The sequence below is a fragment of the Kitasatospora dryopteridis genome (assembly GCF_050749075.1).
Classification (GTDB): domain Bacteria; phylum Actinomycetota; class Actinomycetes; order Streptomycetales; family Streptomycetaceae; genus Kitasatospora.
This window is the reverse complement of the sequence record NZ_CP192749.1, coordinates 2,177,306-2,193,731: the sequence shown is the minus strand read 5'-3', so window position 1 is coordinate 2,193,731 and position 16,426 is coordinate 2,177,306. Positions and strand designations below refer to the sequence as shown.

11 protein-coding genes are annotated in these 16,426 nt (G+C 72.3%); 7 read left to right on the top strand and 4 right to left on the bottom strand.

From position 1 onward, the window contains the following. The first annotated feature begins 133 nt into the window (after positions 1–133). From ACQ614_RS09990 to ACQ614_RS09980, 3 genes are all read left to right on the top strand, one after another. The gene (locus tag ACQ614_RS09990; protein ID WP_431678089.1) at positions 134–712 is read left to right on the top strand and encodes an O-methyltransferase; all 579 of its coding nucleotides are present in this window, start codon (positions 134–136) and stop codon (positions 710–712) included. Between the two features lie 92 nt (positions 713–804). Then, the gene (locus ACQ614_RS09985; protein ID WP_431678088.1) at positions 805–3,558 is read left to right on the top strand and encodes an alpha/beta fold hydrolase; all 2,754 of its coding nucleotides are present in this window, start codon (positions 805–807) and stop codon (positions 3,556–3,558) included. After that, a complete protein-coding gene (locus ACQ614_RS09980; protein WP_431678086.1) occupies positions 3,555–4,409 on the top strand; it encodes an ABC transporter permease in 855 nt (284 codons plus the stop codon). The genes ACQ614_RS09985 and ACQ614_RS09980 overlap by 4 nt, the downstream gene beginning before the upstream one ends. Here ACQ614_RS09980 and ACQ614_RS09975 read toward each other — a convergent pair. Together ACQ614_RS09975 and ACQ614_RS09970 are read right to left on the bottom strand one after the other, a co-directional pair. Then, positions 4,362–4,604 (bottom strand): hypothetical protein, encoded by a 243-nt coding sequence (locus ACQ614_RS09975; RefSeq protein WP_431678084.1) that lies wholly within the window; start codon positions 4,602–4,604, stop codon positions 4,362–4,364. The two genes, ACQ614_RS09980 and ACQ614_RS09975, sit on opposite strands and share 48 nt — an antisense overlap. Positions 4,605–5,058: 454 nt before the next feature. Further along, entirely contained in the window at positions 5,059–6,702 is a 1,644-nt protein-coding gene (locus tag ACQ614_RS09970; protein ID WP_431683879.1) for an alkaline phosphatase D family protein, read from the bottom strand. Between the two features lie 301 nt (positions 6,703–7,003). Here ACQ614_RS09970 and ACQ614_RS09965 point away from each other — a divergent pair, with 301 nt between their 5' ends. From ACQ614_RS09965 to ACQ614_RS09955, 3 genes are read left to right on the top strand one after another with little or no spacing between them, the layout of a single operon-like run. Beyond that, the gene (locus ACQ614_RS09965) at positions 7,004–9,304 is read left to right on the top strand and encodes a collagenase (protein ID WP_431678082.1); all 2,301 of its coding nucleotides are present in this window, start codon (positions 7,004–7,006) and stop codon (positions 9,302–9,304) included. Between the two features lie 60 nt (positions 9,305–9,364). After that, positions 9,365–10,006 carry a dienelactone hydrolase family protein gene (locus ACQ614_RS09960; protein ID WP_431678081.1) on the top strand — a complete coding sequence of 214 codons (642 nt, stop codon included), beginning with the start codon at positions 9,365–9,367 and terminating at the stop codon, positions 10,004–10,006. A 59-nt stretch (positions 10,007–10,065) separates the two neighbouring features. After that, complete coding sequence (locus ACQ614_RS09955) at positions 10,066–10,449, top strand: DUF6193 family natural product biosynthesis protein (RefSeq protein WP_431678080.1); 384 nt, start codon at positions 10,066–10,068, stop codon at positions 10,447–10,449. Between the two features lie 148 nt (positions 10,450–10,597). Here ACQ614_RS09955 and ACQ614_RS09950 read toward each other — a convergent pair whose 3' ends face one another. Then, complete coding sequence (locus ACQ614_RS09950; RefSeq protein WP_431678079.1) at positions 10,598–11,935, bottom strand: DUF2252 domain-containing protein; 1,338 nt, start codon at positions 11,933–11,935, stop codon at positions 10,598–10,600. Positions 11,936–11,999: 64 nt separating this feature from the next. Further along, positions 12,000–12,587 carry a hypothetical protein gene (locus ACQ614_RS09945; RefSeq protein WP_431678077.1) on the bottom strand — a complete coding sequence of 196 codons (588 nt, stop codon included), beginning with the start codon at positions 12,585–12,587 and terminating at the stop codon, positions 12,000–12,002. Between the two features lie 276 nt (positions 12,588–12,863). Here ACQ614_RS09945 and dnaE point away from each other — a divergent pair, with 276 nt between their 5' ends. Next, the gene (dnaE, locus tag ACQ614_RS09940) at positions 12,864–16,397 is read left to right on the top strand and encodes a DNA polymerase III subunit alpha (RefSeq protein WP_431678076.1); all 3,534 of its coding nucleotides are present in this window, start codon (positions 12,864–12,866) and stop codon (positions 16,395–16,397) included. Positions 16,398–16,426: the final 29 nt, after the last annotated feature.

The following is a 16,426-nucleotide window of genomic DNA, read 5'->3' as shown; positions in this document are numbered from 1 at the left end:
GAACCGCGCAGTCCGGGAGCGGTTGCCTCCGCAGGCAGGGCCGGCCCCGGATGCGCCCGCACGGGCCCAGGCCACCTGGCATTCCGCGGAAATCCGCCTGCACCCGTCCGGGCACCGGCGGCAGACTGGCCCGATGGACGACACACTCACCCAACTGCCGCCCGCCGTCGCCGCGTTGCGGGCCGCGGCGGCCGCCCACGGCTTCACCCTGTCCTGCGAGGAAAGGACGGGTGCACTGCTCGCCGCCCTCGCCGCCGCCCGCCCCGGCGGGCGCATCCTGGAGCTCGGCACCGGCGCCGGCGAGGGCTCGGCCTGGCTGCTCAGCGGCATGGACGCCGGCGCCCGCCTGGTCAGTGTGGAACTGGACGGCGCCGTCCAGGCCCTCGCCCGGGCCGAGCTGGCCGGGGACGGGCGCTGCGAGTTCGTCGCCGCCGACGGCGGGGCCTGGCTGGAGGCCTACCGCGGCGAGCCGTTCGACCTGGTCTTCGCCGACACCTGGCCGGGCAAGTTCACCCACCTTGAGCGGGCCCTGGAGCTGGTCGCCCCCGGCGGCACCTACCTGATCGACGACCTGCTGCCGCTGCCGGACTGGCCCGCCGAGCACACCGCGGCCGTCCGGAGGATCATCCGCTACCTGATGGACCGTCAGGACTTCCGGACGGTCCGCCTCGCCTGGTCGACCGGTCTGCTCATGGCGGTCAGGACCGCCTGACCCCGTCGGGCCGCATCCGAACGACCGGCGCGGCTGACGTGATCGCGCCCTTTACGGGCTCCCTACCCCGACCGGGGTTAGGGTCGGTGACCATGGGGTTCGGGTGGGCCCGGCGCCGCCGCCGGCTGGGACGGCGCGCGCTGGTGGCATGGGTGGTTGCGGCGGTGCTGGTCGTCGTGGGGGCGATCGGCACCGCCGCTGGCGGTTCCGGGCCCGAGGTGCGCCAGGAGGACCGCTTCCTCACCATGCCCGAGACCCCGGGCGGCGGCGCGACCGTCCGGATCGACACCTCGTTCTTCACCACCGGCACCTCCCCGCGCCCGGCGATCCTGCTGGCGCACGGCTTCGGCGGCTCCAAGGAGGGCGAACGCGACCGGGCCCGGCAGCTCGCCCGCTCCGGCTACGCCGTCCTGACCTGGTCCGCCCGCGGCTTCGGCCAGTCCGGCGGCCGGATCGGCCTGGACGCGCCGGACCGCGAGATCCAGGACGTCGTCCACCTCGTCGACTGGCTCGCGAAGCGGCCCGAGGTGCAGCTCGACAGGGCCGACGACCCGCGGGTCGGCATCACCGGCGCCTCCTACGGCGGCGGGGCGGCCCTGCTCGGAGCCGCGTACGACCCGCGGATCGACGCGGTCGCCACCGGGATCACCTGGTGGAACCTCGCCGACGCGCTCTTCCCGCAAGCCGCCCAGGGCTCGACCGCCGCGGACGGCGTCTTCAAGAAGCTCTGGGCCGGGCTGTTCTTCACCACCGGCTCGGCCGGCGCCCCCACCGGCGGGCCCCGGGGCGGACAGCAGGACGGCCGGCAGGGCACGGTCGGCTGCGGCCGCTTCCTCGACGAGCTCTGCGCCATGTACAACCGGGTCGCCGCGGCGGGCCGCCCGGACGCGGAGGCCGTCGCGGTGCTGGAGAAGTCCAGTCCGTCCTCGGTCGCCGACCGGATCAAGGTGCCCACCCTGGTCGTCCAGGGCCAGCAGGACTCGCTCTTCCCGCTCGACCAGGGCGACCGGATCGCGAAGGCCGTCGCCGCCAACGGCGCCCCCGTCGCCGTCGACTGGTTCGCCGGCGGGCACGACGGCGGCACCGAGGGCAGCGAGCGCACCGACGCCCGGGTCACCGCCTGGTTCGACCGCCACCTCGCCGGCAGGGCCGCCGACACCGGGCCCGCCTTCCGGGTCACCCGCACCGGCGGCGTCGACTCCACCGGCTTCCAGGCCGTGCTGCGCGGCGCCGACGCCGACGCGTACCCCGGCCTCGGCGGCACCGCCACCCGCAGCATCGAACTCGCCGGCCGCGAGCAGACGATCGCCAACCCGCCCGGCGGCGCCCCGCCGAACATCTCCACCGTCCCCGGGATCGGTGCCCTCTCCCAGGCCGCCGCCCTCGGCGGCGGCCTCTCCCTCGACTTCCCCGGCCAGTACGCGGCCTTCGACTCCGCCCCGCTGACCGCCCCGCTCGACCTCACCGGCCAGGCCCGGGTCTCCGCGACCGTGCACGCCGACCGGCCCGACGCGGTGCTGTTCGCCAAGCTCTACGACCTGGGCCCGGACGGCAAGCAGACCCTGCCGCAGCAGCTCGTCGCCCCGCTGCGGGTCACCGGCGCCGACGCGCCGGGCGGCCGCACCGTGCAGATCGCCCTGCCCGCCGTCGACCACTCCTTCCCGGCCGGGCACCGGCTGCGGCTCGTCCTCGCCTCCACCGACCTGGCGTACGCCTCCCCGGCGCAGCCCGCCACCTACACGGTCGCCGTCGACGGGCCGCTCGCCGCCCCCACCGTCTCCGGCCTGCACACCGAGGCCGCCCCGCTGCCCGCCCGGGTCTGGGTGCTGCCGCTGCTCGCCGTCGCCGCCGCGGCCGCCCTGCTCCTGCTGCGCCGCCGGCGCCGACCGCAGCTGCCCGCCGACCCGGCGCTGGCCGGCGTGCCGCTGCAGATCACCGGCCTGAGCAAGCGGTACAAGGGCGCCGCCGACCGGTACGCCGTCCGCGAGCTGTCCTTCCGCGTCGAACAGGGCCAGGTGCTCGGCCTGCTCGGCCCGAACGGCGCCGGCAAGACCACCACCCTGCGCATGCTGATGGGCCTGATCCGGCCCGACGAGGGCGAGATCCGGATCTTCGGGCACGCGGTGCGGGCCGGCGCGCCCGTGCTCTCCCGGGTCGGCGCCTTCGTCGAGGGCGCCGGCTTCCTGCCGCACCTCAGCGGCCGCGCCAACCTGGAGCTGTACTGGCAGGCCACCGGCCGGCCCGCCGAGGACGCCCACCTGGAGGAGGCGCTCGCCATCGCCGACCTCGGCGAGGCCCTGGACCGTGCCGTCCGGACCTACTCCCAGGGCATGCGGCAGCGCCTCGCCATCGCCCAGGCCATGCTCGGCCTGCCCGACCTGCTGATCCTCGACGAGCCCACCAACGGCCTCGACCCGCCGCAGATCCGCGAGATGCGCAAGGTGATGATCCGGTACGCGGCCGGCGGGCGCACCGTCATCGTCTCCAGCCACCTGCTCTCCGAGGTCGAGCAGAGCTGCACCCACCTCGTCGTCATGGACCGCGGCCGCCTCGTCACCGCCGGCGCGGTCGGCGAGATCGTCGGCGCGGGCGAGCAGCTGCTCGTCTCCACCGAGCCCGGGTACGGCTCCGAGGAGCTCGCCGCGGCCGCCGGGAAGCTCGCCGCGCTCGACGGCGTCGCCTCGGCGGAACCGGCCGACGGCGGCATCCTCGTCCGCCTCGACGACGAGGGCAGCGCCGCCCGGCTCGTCGTCGAACTCGTCCGCCTGGAGGTGCCGGTGACCGGCGTCGGCCCGCACCGCCGCCTGGAGGACGCCTTCCTGTCCCTGATCGGAGGCCCGGCATGAGCAGCACCTCGACCGGCCCCGCCGTCGGCTACTCGCCCCGCCGCACCCTGCCGCTGCGCGTCGAGGCGGTGCGCCAACTGCGCCGCCGCCGCACCCTGGTGATCGGCGGGCTGCTCGCCGCGCTGCCGTTCGTCATCCTCGCCGCCTTCCAGATCGGCGGCACCCCCGACCGGCCGGACCGCACCACCTTCATCGAGCTCGCCACCTCCTCCGGGCCCAACTTCGCCGCCACCCTGCTCTTCATGGGCACCGGCTTCCTGCTGGTCATCCCGGTCGCCCTGTTCTGCGGCGACACCGTGGCCTCGGAGGCGGGCTGGTCCTCGCTGCGCTACCTGCTGGCCGCGCCGGTGCCCCGGGCCCGGCTGCTGGCCCGCAAGTTCACCGTCGGGCTGGCCTTCTCCGCCGCCGCGATCGTGCTGCTGCCGCTGGTCGGCCTGGCCGTCGGCACCGCCGCGTACGGCTGGGGAGACCTCAAGCTGCCCACCGGCACCAGCCTGCCCGCCGCCACCGCCCTGCCCCGGCTCGGCCTCGCCGTCTGCTACGTGATCCTCGCCGAACTCGTCATCGCCGCCCTGGCGTTCTGGCTATCCACGGCCACCGACGCCCCGCTCGGCGCGGTCGGCGGCGCCGTCTTCCTCTCCATCATCACCGGCGTCCTGGACGCCGTCACCGCCCTCGGCGACCTCCGCGAGTGGCTGCCCGCCCACTGGCAGTACGCCTGGGCCGACGCCCTCCAACCCCGGCTCGAATGGGGCGGCATGATCCAGGGCGTCTCCCTCTCCCTCTCCTACGCGATCGTCCTCCTAGCCCTCGCCTTCCGCGGCTTCGCCTGCAAGGACGTGGTCTCCTGACCGAAGGGAGGCGGCGGCCGACTCGTTGACGTGCTCGCCGTTGCCCTGCGTCTCCGGCAGGCCGTGGGCGGCGACGGACGGCAGGAACAGCAGGGCCGCCCCGGTCAGCGCGAGGGCGGCGGTGCCGCCCGCCGCCCAACGCGGTGACCGGGCGGCGAACAGCACCACCAGCGCGCAGAGCAGGGCCGGCAGCACCGTGTACGTGCCCCACTCGGCGAGCAGCGGGCGCCAGTACCACTCGGCCTCCGGCCCGCGGCTCGTCGAAGTAGTAGAGCGTGCGGGGCTGCGGATCGCCCGGGAAGTCCCGGAGCATGCCCGGCAGCAGGCCGCCGGTCAGCGCGCCCGTGAAGGCCACGCCACCGCCGCCCCTGCCGCGCGAGCCGTACGGCGGCGACGGCGTACCAGCCGGCCAGCAGCCCGAGCAGCACGCTCTTGACGGCGCCGTACCCGATCGGGGTCCAGACGTTCCACGGGTGGTTCTCCGTGCGCTCGGACCGCAGCCACCCGGCCACGCACCAGGCCACCGCCCGGCGGCAACCCCCCCTACGGCACCAGGCCCGGCGGCCGCCGTTCGATCGATCCGCCCACCGTCGTCCTTCTGCCGGGCGCCCGCCCGCGGCCTCTCCTGCCGCGGGCGGGCGCCGGGCGGTCACTTGACGGGGGACCAGACCCGTTCGACCTGCTGGGTGCCGGTGCGGGTGCGGTAGGAGCGGGTCCACTTGGTGGTGGCGTCGCGGCGGGTGCGGTCGGAGAGGACGTAGTAGTCCATCTGCACGGCCTGCGGGGTGATGTCGAGGACGCCGTAGCCGTGCGAGTCGAGGTCGACCCACTTGATGTGGCGGTTGGCGGCCTGGATGGCGCCGGCCGCGACCAGGGAGAGGGTCTGCGGGGCGACCTTGAGGAAGTCGTCGATGTTGTCGGAGCTGACCGAGGTGACGACGAACTCGGTGGCGACGCTGCCGGAGGCCGGGTAGGTGGCGGCCTCGTACGGGACGTCGGCGGCCCAGGCGGAGTGGATGTCGCCGGTGAGGAAGACGGTGTTGCCGATGCCGTTGTTCTTGAGGTGGCCGAGGAGTTCGCGGCGGTCGTGGGTGTAGCCGTCCCACTGGTCGGTGTTGACCGCGAGGCCCTCGCCGGGCAGCCCGAGCAGCTTGGCGATCGGCCGCAGCAGGTAGTCGGGCAGCGAGAGGAAGGCGACGGGGGAGATCATCACCTCGTTGCCGATCAGCCGCCACGCGGTGTCGGAGGCGGAGAGGCCGGACTTGAGCCAGTCGAGCTGGGCGCGGCCGGTGAGGGTGCGGTCTGCGGAGTCGACGTCGCCGTTGCCGACCTTGACCTGCTGGGAGCGGAACGAGCGCAGGTCGAGCAGGTGCAGGTCGGCGAGCTTGCCGTAGCGCAGGCGGCGGTAGGTGGTGCCGGCGATCGACGGGCGGACGGGCATCCACTCGAAGTAGGCCTGCTTGGCGGCGGCCATCCGCGCGGTCCAGTCGCCTTCGGTGCCGGGGGTGTGGTTCTCGGCGCCGCCGGACCAGGCGTCGTTGGCGAACTCGTGGTCGTCCCAGATGGCGACGGTGGGGATGAGCGCGTGCAGCGCCTGGAGGTCCTGGTCGGTCTTGTACTTGCCGTGCCGGGTGCGGTAGTCGGCGAGGGTGGTGATCTCGTGGGCGGGCTCGTGCGCGCGGACGACCTTGCCGGCCGCGCAGAACTCGCCGCTCTTGTACTCGTAGATGTAGTCGCCGAGGAAGAGGAAGACGTCGAGGTCGCCGCGGGCGGCGAGGTGGCGGTAGGCGGAGAAGTAGCCGGCCTCCCAGTTGGCGCAGGAGGCGACGCCGAGCCGCAGCCGGTCGAGGGCGGCGTTGGCGGCCGGGGCGGTGCGGGTGCGGCCCGCGGGGGAGGACACCCCGCCGGCGGTGAAGCGGTACCAGTAGACGGTGTCGGCGTCCAGGCCGCGGACGTCCACCTTGACGGTGTGGTCGGTGGCGGCGGCGGTGGTCACCGTGCCGCTGGCGCGCACCGAGGAGAACGCCTTGTCGGTGGCGACCTGCCACAGCACCTCGGTGGCCGGGCCGGCGTTGGAGCCGGGGACGGCCTCGGGGGTGGGGGTCACTCTGGTCCACAGCACGACGCCGTCGGGCAGCGGGTCGCCGGAGGCGACACCGTGCAGGAACTGGGGGGCGGTGGCGGCGGTGGCCGCGCCGGCGCCCGTGGCGATCGGCAGGACGGCCGCACCGGCGGTGAGTGCGGCGGCCTTCAGCACCCGGCGGCGGCGCGGCCGGGCGACGGCGGGGGACATGGAGTCGGTGGTCTCTGTCACACCGTCAGAGGCTACTGGCTGGTAATCAGATGTCCATACTTTGGGACGACTGTTCCTCGACTCTTCATGTCCACGCCGCTCCGCTGCAGCTCAAGCCCAACTGGGCGTCCGCGAAGAGAACTTGAGCCTGCGTGAGGACTTCCCATGCCATGTGACGCGTGCAATTGTACATGTCACACCTTCGCGGATGGCGGAGCTCGTGCGGACCGCTCCGCCCTGCCCGCACACACCCCCACCGGCCGCCCCCACGCGGCCGCAGACCCGGCCCGGAGGCCCCCACGTGCACACCTCCCGGACACCCTCACCCCTGCGCGCCCTGCGATGGCTCGCGCTCGCCGTCGCCTGCTGTCTGACACTCGGCCTGCTGCTCTCCACCGAGAGCGAGGCCGCCCCCGGCACCCCGCAGCAGACCGGCACCACCGCCCGGTCCGGCCCCGTCAGGTCCGGCCCGGCCCCGCGCCCGGAGACCACCCCGCGGCCCGGAACGGCCCTCGCCCCTGCCGAGGCCACCGTCGCCGACCCGGCCGAACGGGCACCCCAGCCCGCCTACGACGCCGCCGCCACCCGGCGCGACAAGCCCCGCACCGCCGAGCAGCGCACCGCAGCCGCACCCCGCACCGCGGCCGCCGCCTGCAACGTCGGCGACTTCACCGGCCGCACCGGCAGCGCCCTCGTCCAGGCCGTGAAGGCAGCCGACACCGGCTGCATCAACACCCTCTTCACGCTCACCGGCACGGACGCCCGCGGCGCCTTCCGCGAGGCCCAGATGGTCTCCGTCGCCGACGCCCTGCGAGGCGTCTCCGCCGGCTACCCCGGCGACAACAGCACCTCCGCCGCCCAGCTGGTGCTCTACCTGCGGGCCGGCTACTACGTGCAGTGGTACCACTCCGGCGACGTGGGCCCGTACGGCGCAGCCCTGCAGAGCTCGATCCGCGGCGCCCTCGACGCCTTCTTCGCCGCCCCGCACTCCCGCGACGTCACCGACGCCAACGGCCAGACCCTCGCCGAGGCCGTCACCCTGATCGACAGCTCCGGCGAGAACGCCCGCTACCTCGCCGTCGTCCGGCGCCTGCTGACCGACTACGACAGCCGCTACGACGCCTCCTGGTGGATGCTCAACGCCGTCAACAACACCTACACGGTGCTCTGGCGCGGCCACCAGTCACCCGAGTTCGTCGCCGCCGTCGCCGCCGACCACGGCGTCCTCGACACCCTCGCCGCCTTCGCCGGAGCCCACCTCGGCATGCTCGGCGGCGACCGCGCCTACCTGGTCTCCAACGCAGGCCGGGAACTCGCCCGCTTCCTCCAGCACACCGAACTCCAGGGCGCCGTCCGCCCGCTGGTCAAGGACCTGCTCGGCCGCACCGCCATGACCGGCCCCACCGCCGGGCTCTGGGTCGGCCTCGCCGAGATGGCCGCCGAGTACGACTCCGCCCAGTGCGCCTACTACGGCACCTGCGACCTGGCGAACCGCCTCAAGGCCGCCGTCCTGAAGACCAGCCACACCTGCAGCCCGAGCATCCGCATCCTCGCCCAGCAGATGACCGCCGACCAGCTCGCCGCCAGCTGCACCAGCCTCACCGGCCAGGACGCCTACCTGCACGGCATCGTCCGCGACAACGGCCCCGTCGCCGGCGACCGCAACACCACCATCGAGGTCGTCGTCTTCGACTCCAGCGCCGACTACCGCACCTACGCCGGCGCCATCTACGGCATCAGCACCGACAACGGCGGCATGTACCTCGAGGGCGACCCCTCCGCCGCCGGCAACCAGCCCCGGTTCATCGCCCACGAGGCCGAGTGGCTGCGCCCCGACTTCCAGATCTGGAACCTCAACCACGAGTACACCCACTACCTCGACGGCCGGTTCGACATGTACGGCGACTTCGCGGCCGGCACCACCACCCCCACCATCTGGTGGGTGGAGGGCTTCGCCGAGTACGTCTCCTACTCCTACCGCGGCGCCACCTACACCGACGCCCTCACCCAGGCCGGCAAGCACACCTACCGCCTCAGCACCCTCTTCGACACCACCTACGACAACGCCGACTCCACCCGCATCTACAACTGGGGCTACCTCGCCGTCCGCTACATGATCGAGACGCACCGGGCCGACGTCGACACCGTCCTCGCCCGCTACCGCACCGGTGACTGGGCCGGCGCCCGCACCCACCTCAAGACCACCGTCGGCACCCGCTACGACGCCGACTTCGACCGCTGGCTCGGCACCTGCACCCCCACCGGCTGCGGCCGCCCCGAGTGCACCGACCCCGACACCCGCCGCCTGGAGCCCGGCTGCCGCCGCAGCAACCTCGCCTCGCCCACGGGTGACCACCGCTACTTCTACCTCTGGGTCCCCGCCGGCACCGCCCGCCTCACCGTCACCAGCGGCGGCGGCACCGGCGACGCCGACCTCTACTACAGCTCCGCCAACTGGGCCACCAACACCGGGTACACCGCGAAGTCGGCCCGCACCGGCAACAGCGAGACCCTCACCGTGACCAACCCGCCCGCCGGCTGGAACTTCGTCAGCCTCCACGCCAAGCAGGGCTTCGACGGGGTCTGGGTCGAGACCTCCTGAATCCTGCTCCCGGCATCCCCCCGCGCCCGGCCCGCCGCACCCCGGCGGGCCGGGCCCGCGGTGTCGGCGGAGTGGGGGATCATGGGAGTTTGCACCGTCCCTTCAGCGAAGGAGCACCCCGTGGCCCAGATCGTCCTCTTCCACTCCGCCTACGGACTCCGCCCGGCCGTCCACGCCGCCGCCGAGCGGCTCCGCGCCGCCGGCCACGAGGTGCACACCCCCGACCTGTACGACGGCCGGGTCTTCGACACCGTCGAGGACGGCATGGCCTACAAGGACGAGGTCACCACCGACGAACTGCTGCGCCGCGGCGTCCACGCCGCCGCCCCGCTGCTCGGCCAGGGCCCCGGCCTGGTCTACGCCGGCTTCTCCCTCGGCGCGGCCGTCGCCCAGAACCTCGCCCTCGCCGACACCAACGCCCGCGGCCTGCTCCTCCTCCACGGCACCTCGGACATCCGCGACGACGCCGCCACCTCGATCCCCGTCCAGCTGCACGTCGCCGAACCCGACCCCTTCGAGCCGGAGGACTGGCTGAACGCCTGGTACCTGCGGATGACCAAGGCCGGCGCCGACGTCGAGGTCCACCGCTACCGCGGCGCCGGCCACATCTACACCGACCCCGAACTCCCCGACTACGACGCCGAGGCCGCCGACCGCACCTGGTCCACCGCCCTCGCCTTCCTCGCGGACCTGGACTCCTGACCGCGCTGGACATCCTCGGACCCGAACCGCACAGGACCGCGTCGATTGGTTGGAACCGAATGACAGAAGCACCGGAAGCCCGGCCGGGCACGGTGGTGGCGGCCTGGAATGCCGTACGGGAGCTGAGCCCGGACCTCGTGGACAAGGACCTGGTGGAGGCGGCTCATGCCGACGAGGTCATCCGCTCCTTGTTTCCGCTGGTGAGCCACGGCTCGCTGCAGTTCAGCCGGTGCAGCAAGTTCCCCTGGTCGCACGACCTTCCGTCGGTCTTCCCGAACTGGGGCGCCGGATTCGTAATCCGGCGGCTGTACGAACCGGGGAACTCCACGATCGGCCTTGCGGCGTCCGCCGAGGAGGCCGTCGCCATGGTCAGGGCCAACCTCCCGGCCGGCTGCGGCCCGGCGATCGACGGCACCCCGGACGAGCTCCCGCCACTGATCTGACGGCTCGGGGCGCTACCGCACTTCCAGGCTTTCGCCGCAGTGCCGTTGGTTGCCGAAGTGGACGCTGAGAATCACCGCTGATCACCGGGTCTTTCACGATGGGCGGCGGGTCGGCGGCCGCGGGGGCTGCCCGCGGCCGCCGGGGCCGTCACAGGCCCGGGATGCGGCCGTTGCGGAAGAGGTCGACGAAGATCTGGTGGTCGCGGCGGGCGCGGTCGCCGTAGGCGTGGGCGAACTCGACGAGCATGTCGGTGAAGCCGTCCTCGTCGGCGGCGATGGCCTTGTCGATGGCGTGCTCGGTGGAGAACGGAACGAGGCTGTGGCCGCTGGAGGACTCGTCGGCGGCGGCGTGCATGGTGGCGGTGGCCCGGCCGAGGTACTCGGTGACGGTGCGCAGGTCGTCCGGCTCGTTGAGGTCCGTCCAGTCGAGGTCGGCCGCGTAGGGGGAGACCTCGGCGACGAGCTGGCCGCGGCCGTGCAGGGTGGTGTACCCGAGCCACGGGTCGCTGTGGGCCTGCAGGGCGCGCTGCGAGATGACGGTGCGGTGGCCCTCGTGCTCGAAGTAGCCGCGGATGGCGGGGTCGGTCACGTGCCGGGAGACGGCCGGGGTCTGACCCTGCTTCATGTAGATGATCACGTCGTTCTCGAGGGCGTCGGTGTGGCCCTCCAGCAGCAGGTTGTAGGAGGGCAGGCCGGCGCTGCCGATGCCGATGCCGCGGCGGCCGCAGACGTCCTTGACGCGCAGCGCGTCGGGGCGGGTGCGGGAGGCGGGCGGCAGGGTCTCCAGGTACCGGTCGAAGGCGGCCAGCACCTCGGCGCGGGTGTCGTCGTCGAGCCGGAAGGCACCGCCGCCGATCCGGAACCGGCGGTCCCAGCCCTCGACGACGGTCTCGGAGTCGAGCAGCGCGACCCTGGTCTGCAGCCTGGCGCCGCGCAGCGTGTCGAGGATCGGCCCGCCGGCGGTGTCGAGGGTGTACTGGGCGGCGTCGCCGTTGCCGGCGAGCGCGGAGATCTGGCCGCGGTAGGCGGCGGCGAAGGCGCGGACGAGGCCGCTGATGGTGTCGTCGGAGAGCGCCTTGGCGTAGCCGATCAGGGCGAGGCTGGCGGCGAGCCGCTGGACGTCCCAGGTGAAGGCGCCGACGTAGGCCTCGTCGAAGTCGTTGACGTTGAAGACGAGCCGGCCCTCGGCGTTGAGGTAGGTGCCGAAGTTCTCGGCGTGCAGGTCGCCGTGGATCCAGACCCGCCCGGTGCGCTCGTCGAGGAAGCGCGCGCCGTAGGCCTCGTACGGGGCGGTGGTGAGGTCGGCGTAGAAGAGGGCGGCGGTGCCCCGGTAGAAGGCGAACGCCGAGGCGGCCATCTTGCGGAACTTCACCCGGAACGCGGCCGGGTCCTGCGCCAGGAGCTCCCCGAAGGCGTCGTCGAAGACCCGCAGGACGGTTTCGGCGCGCTCCGGCTCGCGGTGGGCGACGGTGGTCTGGTCGGGCATGGAGTGTCCTATCGGTGGTGCTGTCCGGTCCGGACGGAAAGGACGCGCGGCGGGCGGCCGCGGTTCAGGCGTTCGGCGGCGCGGGCGGCGCCGACGGGGGACCGGGCGGCGTCGGCGGGATCGGCGGGTGGGCCTGGCGCTGTGCAGGGACGTACGGGTGGAAGGCTACCGGCGCGGGGGCGGCCGGGGCGGCCGGACGGGTCGCGCCGACGATCGCGGCGACCGCGATGGCGATGCCGACGCCGAGCAGCAGGGTCATGTTGAGCCACAGGTGGCTGAGCGGCTCGGCGAACGTCCGCCGGGAGGCCTCGAAGACCACCTGGTTGAGCACCTGGGTGAGGGCGGCGAAGCCGGTCACGGAGGTCAGCACCACGGCCGCGGGGCGGACCCACCGCCCGCCCATGAAGGCGCCGATCGCGAGGGCCACCAGGGCGACGCAGTACCCGGTGTCGTAGCCGAAGAAGCCGACCGGGGCGTCGACGTAGTCCGCGTAGGACAGGCCGAGGGCGGTCAGCAGGTAGCCCGGCCCCTTCTGGGCTATGTCGTAGGTCAGCACGCCGAGCTCGGAGGCCAGCTGGACGATCATCAGCACGCCGATCGCGGTCAGCCCTCCGCCTCGCGTGCGCTGCTGCACCACCGGGCCGTATGCCATGAAACCCCTCCTCGCACGTCAGTGCGCCCGAGGCTATCGGCGTGCACGCCCGGGCCGGAACCCCGGGTCTCCTTCCGTGACCCGCCGACCTCCGGGAAGTGAGGGGAACGAGGCGAGGAACCAAGGAGCATTCGTGCCGTGTCCCGAGGCGGGTGCGACGGGGGACTAGACTCGGTGCCGCGACGCGGAAGCCGTGGTCCGGGCCCTGACAGGTGGCTCGGGCCTTACCTGTTTCGCGCCCGGTTCCGATCATGCCGAGACTCCGGAGGCCCCGCCTTGAGCGACCAGCCGTACGCGCACCTGCACGTCCACACCGAGTACTCGATGCTGGACGGCGCCGCCCGGCTGAAGCAGCTCTTCAAGGAGGTCGAGCGGCTCGGGCAGACCCACGTCGCGATGACCGACCACGGCAACATGTACGGCGCCGCGGAGTTCCACAAGCAGGCCACCGCCGCCGGCATCACCCCAGTGATCGGCATCGAGGCGTACGTCGCCCCGGAGTCCCGCTCCAACACCAAGCGCATCCTGTGGGGCCAGCCGCACCAGAAGAAGGACGACGTCTCCGCGTCCGGCGCCTACACCCACAAGACCATCTGGGCCCGCAACAAGGAGGGCCTGCACAACCTCTTCAAGCTGACCTCGCGCTCCTACGCCGAGGGCTGGCTGGTGAAGTGGCCCCGGATGGACAAGGAGATCATCGCCGAGCACGCGGCCGGCCTGATGGCCACCACCGGCTGCCCCTCCGGCGAGGTGCAGACCCGGCTGCGCCTCGGCCAGTTCGACGAGGCGGTGAAGTCCGCCGCCGACTACCAGGACATCTTCGGCAAGGAGAACTACTTCCTGGAGCTGATGGACCACGGGCTCGACATCGAGCAGCGGGTCCGCGACGGCCTCCTGGAGATCTCCAAGAAGCTGAACATCCCGCCGGTGGTCACCAACGACTCGCACTACACCACCGAGGGCGACGCGGGCGCGCACGACCTGCTGCTGTGCGTGCAGACCGGCAAGAACCTCTCCGACCCGGACCGCTTCCGCTTCGACGGCACCGGCTACTACATCAAGTCGGCCGCCGAGATGTACGGCCTGGACTCCTCCGACGCCTGGCAGGAGGGCTGCCGCAACAGCCAGCTGCTGGTCGCCGAGCGGGTCGACACCGCGGGCATGTTCGAGTTCAAGAACCTCATGCCCCGCTTCCCCATCCCGGAGGGCTTCGAGTCCGAGGCGGACTTCTTCAAGTCCAAGGTCTGGGAGGGCATGGACTGGCGCTTCCCGAAGGGCTACGACGAGGAGCACAAGAAGCTCGCCGAGTACGAGATGGACACCATCATCCAGATGGGGTTCCCGGCGTACTTCCTCGTGGTCGCCGACTTCATCATGTGGGCGAAGAGCCAGGGCATCGCGGTCGGCCCCGGCCGTGGCTCGGCCGCCGGCTCGCTGGTCGCCTACGCCATGGGCATCACCGACCTCGACCCGATCCCGCACGGCCTGATCTTCGAGCGCTTCCTTAACCCCGAGCGCATCTCCATGCCCGACGTCGACATCGACTTCGACGAGCGCCGGCGCGGCGACGTGATCCGCTACGTGACGGAGAAGTGGGGCTCCGACAAGGTCGCCATGATCGTCACGTACGGCACCATCAAGGCGAAGGCCGCCATCAAGGACTCCTCGCGCGTCCTCGGCTACCCGTACGCGATGGGCGACCGGATCACCAAGGCGATGCCGCCGGACGTCATGGGCAAGGGCATCCCGCTGTCCGGCATCACCGACTCCTCGCACCCCCGCTACAGCGAGGCCGGCGAGATCCGCGGCCTGTACGAGACCGACCCGGACGTCCGCAAGGTCATCGACACCGCCCGCGGCATCGAGGGCCTGATCCGCCAGCCCGGCGTGCACGCCGCAGGCGTCATCATGTCCGCCGAGCCGCTCACCGACCACATCCCGGTCTGGACCCGGCACACCGACGGCGTCACCATCACGCAGTTCGACTACCCCACCTGCGAGGGCCTCGGCCTTCTCAAGATGGACTTCCTCGGCCTGCGCAACCTGACGATCATGGACGACGCCGTCAAGGCGATCGAGAAGAACAAGGGCATCAAGATCAACCTGCTTGATCTGCCCCTCGACGACAAGCCCACCTACGAACTCCTCGCCCGCGGCGACACGCTCGGCGTCTTCCAGCTCGACGGCGGCCCCATGCGCTCGCTGCTGCGCCTGATGAAGCCCGACAACTTCGAGGACATCTCCGCCGTCCTCGCGCTGTACCGCCCCGGCCCGATGGGCGTCAACTCCCACACCAACTACGCCCTGCGCAAGAACGGCCAGCAGGAGATCACCCCGATCCACCCGGAGCTGGAGGAGCCGCTCAAGGAGATCCTCGAGCCCACCTACGGCCTGATCGTCTACCAGGAGCAGGTCCAGAAGGCCGCGCAGATCCTCGCCGGCTACTCGCTCGGCCAGGCCGACCTGCTGCGCCGCGCCATGGGCAAGAAGAAGAAGGAGATCCTGGAGGCGGAGTTCGTCCCCTTCCAGAAGGGCTGCCGCGAGCACGGCTACTCCGACGCCGCGATCCAGGCCGTGTGGGACGTCCTCGTCCCCTTCTCCGGCTACGCGTTCAACAAGGCCCACACCGCCGGCTACGGACTGGTCTCCTACTGGACGGCCTACCTCAAGGCCAACTACCCGGCCGAGTACATGTCCGGCCTGCTCACCTCGGTCAAGGACGACAAGGACAAGTCCGCGGTCTACCTCAACGAGGCCCGCAAGATGGGCATCAGCGTCCTGCCGCCGGACGTCAACGAGTCCGACGCCGACTTCACCCCGCACGGCAACGACACCGTCCGCTTCGGCCTCACCGCCATCCGCAACGTCGGCGGTCCGGTCGTCGAGTCGATGATCCGCACCCGCAAGTCCAAGGGGAAGTTCGCCTCCTTCCCGGACTTCCTGGACAAGGTCGAGTCGGTGGTCTGCAACAAGCGCACCGTCGAATCCCTCATCAAGGCCGGCGCGTTCGACTCCCTCGGCCACACCCGCAAGGGGCTCACCGCGCAGTTCGAGCCGATGATCGACAACGTGGTCGGCGTCAAGCGCAAGGAGGCCGAGGGCCAGTTCGACCTGTTCGGCGGCGACTCCGTCTCCGACGAACCGAGCTTCGGCCTCGACGTGGTCTTCTCCGAGGAGGAGTGGGACAAGTCCTTCCTGCTCACCCAGGAGCGGGAGATGCTCGGCCTGTACGTCTCCTCGCACCCGTTGCACGGCATCGAGCACGTCCTCGCCGACAAGGCGGACTGCGCCGTCGCCGACCTCGCCGAGCGCCCCGACGGCACCATCATCACCATCGGCGGCATCATCTCCGGCCTCCAGCGGAAGATGACCAAGCAGGGCAACGCCTGGGCGATCGCCACCGTCGAGGACCTCGCCGGCTCCATCGACTGCATGTTCTTCCCCGCCAGCTACCAGCTGGTCTCCTCCCAACTCGTCGAGGACGCCGTGGTGTTCGTCCGCGGCAAGCTCGACAAGCGGGAGGACGTGCCGCGGCTGATGGGCATGGAGCTGTCCGTCCCGGACCTCTCCAACGCGCATGCCGAGGCGCCGATCGTCATCAACATCCCGAGCGGCCGGATCACCCCGCCGCTGGTCGCCCGCCTCGGCGAGGTCCTCACCCACCACAAGGGCACCACCGAGGTCCGCCTCCGGCTGGAGGGACGCAACAAGACCACGGTGCTCCGCCTGGACCGCCACCGCGTCAAGTCCGACCCGGCTCTCTTCGGCGACCTCAAGCAACTCCTCGGCCCCAGCTGCCTCGCCGGCTGACGCCGGTAGCCGCCACTCGGGTGCACCCC

Excerpts from the sequence above, each read along its gene's own strand:
- ACQ614_RS09990 (WP_431678089.1), top strand. The coding sequence starts at position 134 with ATGGACGACACACTCACCCAACTGCCGCCCGCCGTCGCCGCGTTGCGG.
- ACQ614_RS09985 (WP_431678088.1), top strand. The coding sequence starts at position 805 with ATGGGGTTCGGGTGGGCCCGGCGCCGCCGCCGGCTGGGACGGCGCGCG.
- ACQ614_RS09980 (WP_431678086.1), top strand. The coding sequence starts at position 3,555 with ATGAGCAGCACCTCGACCGGCCCCGCCGTCGGCTACTCGCCCCGCCGC.
- ACQ614_RS09970 (WP_431683879.1), bottom strand. The coding sequence starts at position 6,702 with ATGTCCCCCGCCGTCGCCCGGCCGCGCCGCCGCCGGGTGCTGAAGGCC.
- ACQ614_RS09955 (WP_431678080.1), top strand. The coding sequence starts at position 10,066 with ATGACAGAAGCACCGGAAGCCCGGCCGGGCACGGTGGTGGCGGCCTGG.
- ACQ614_RS09950 (WP_431678079.1), bottom strand. The coding sequence starts at position 11,935 with ATGCCCGACCAGACCACCGTCGCCCACCGCGAGCCGGAGCGCGCCGAA.
- ACQ614_RS09945 (WP_431678077.1), bottom strand. The coding sequence starts at position 12,587 with ATGGCATACGGCCCGGTGGTGCAGCAGCGCACGCGAGGCGGAGGGCTG.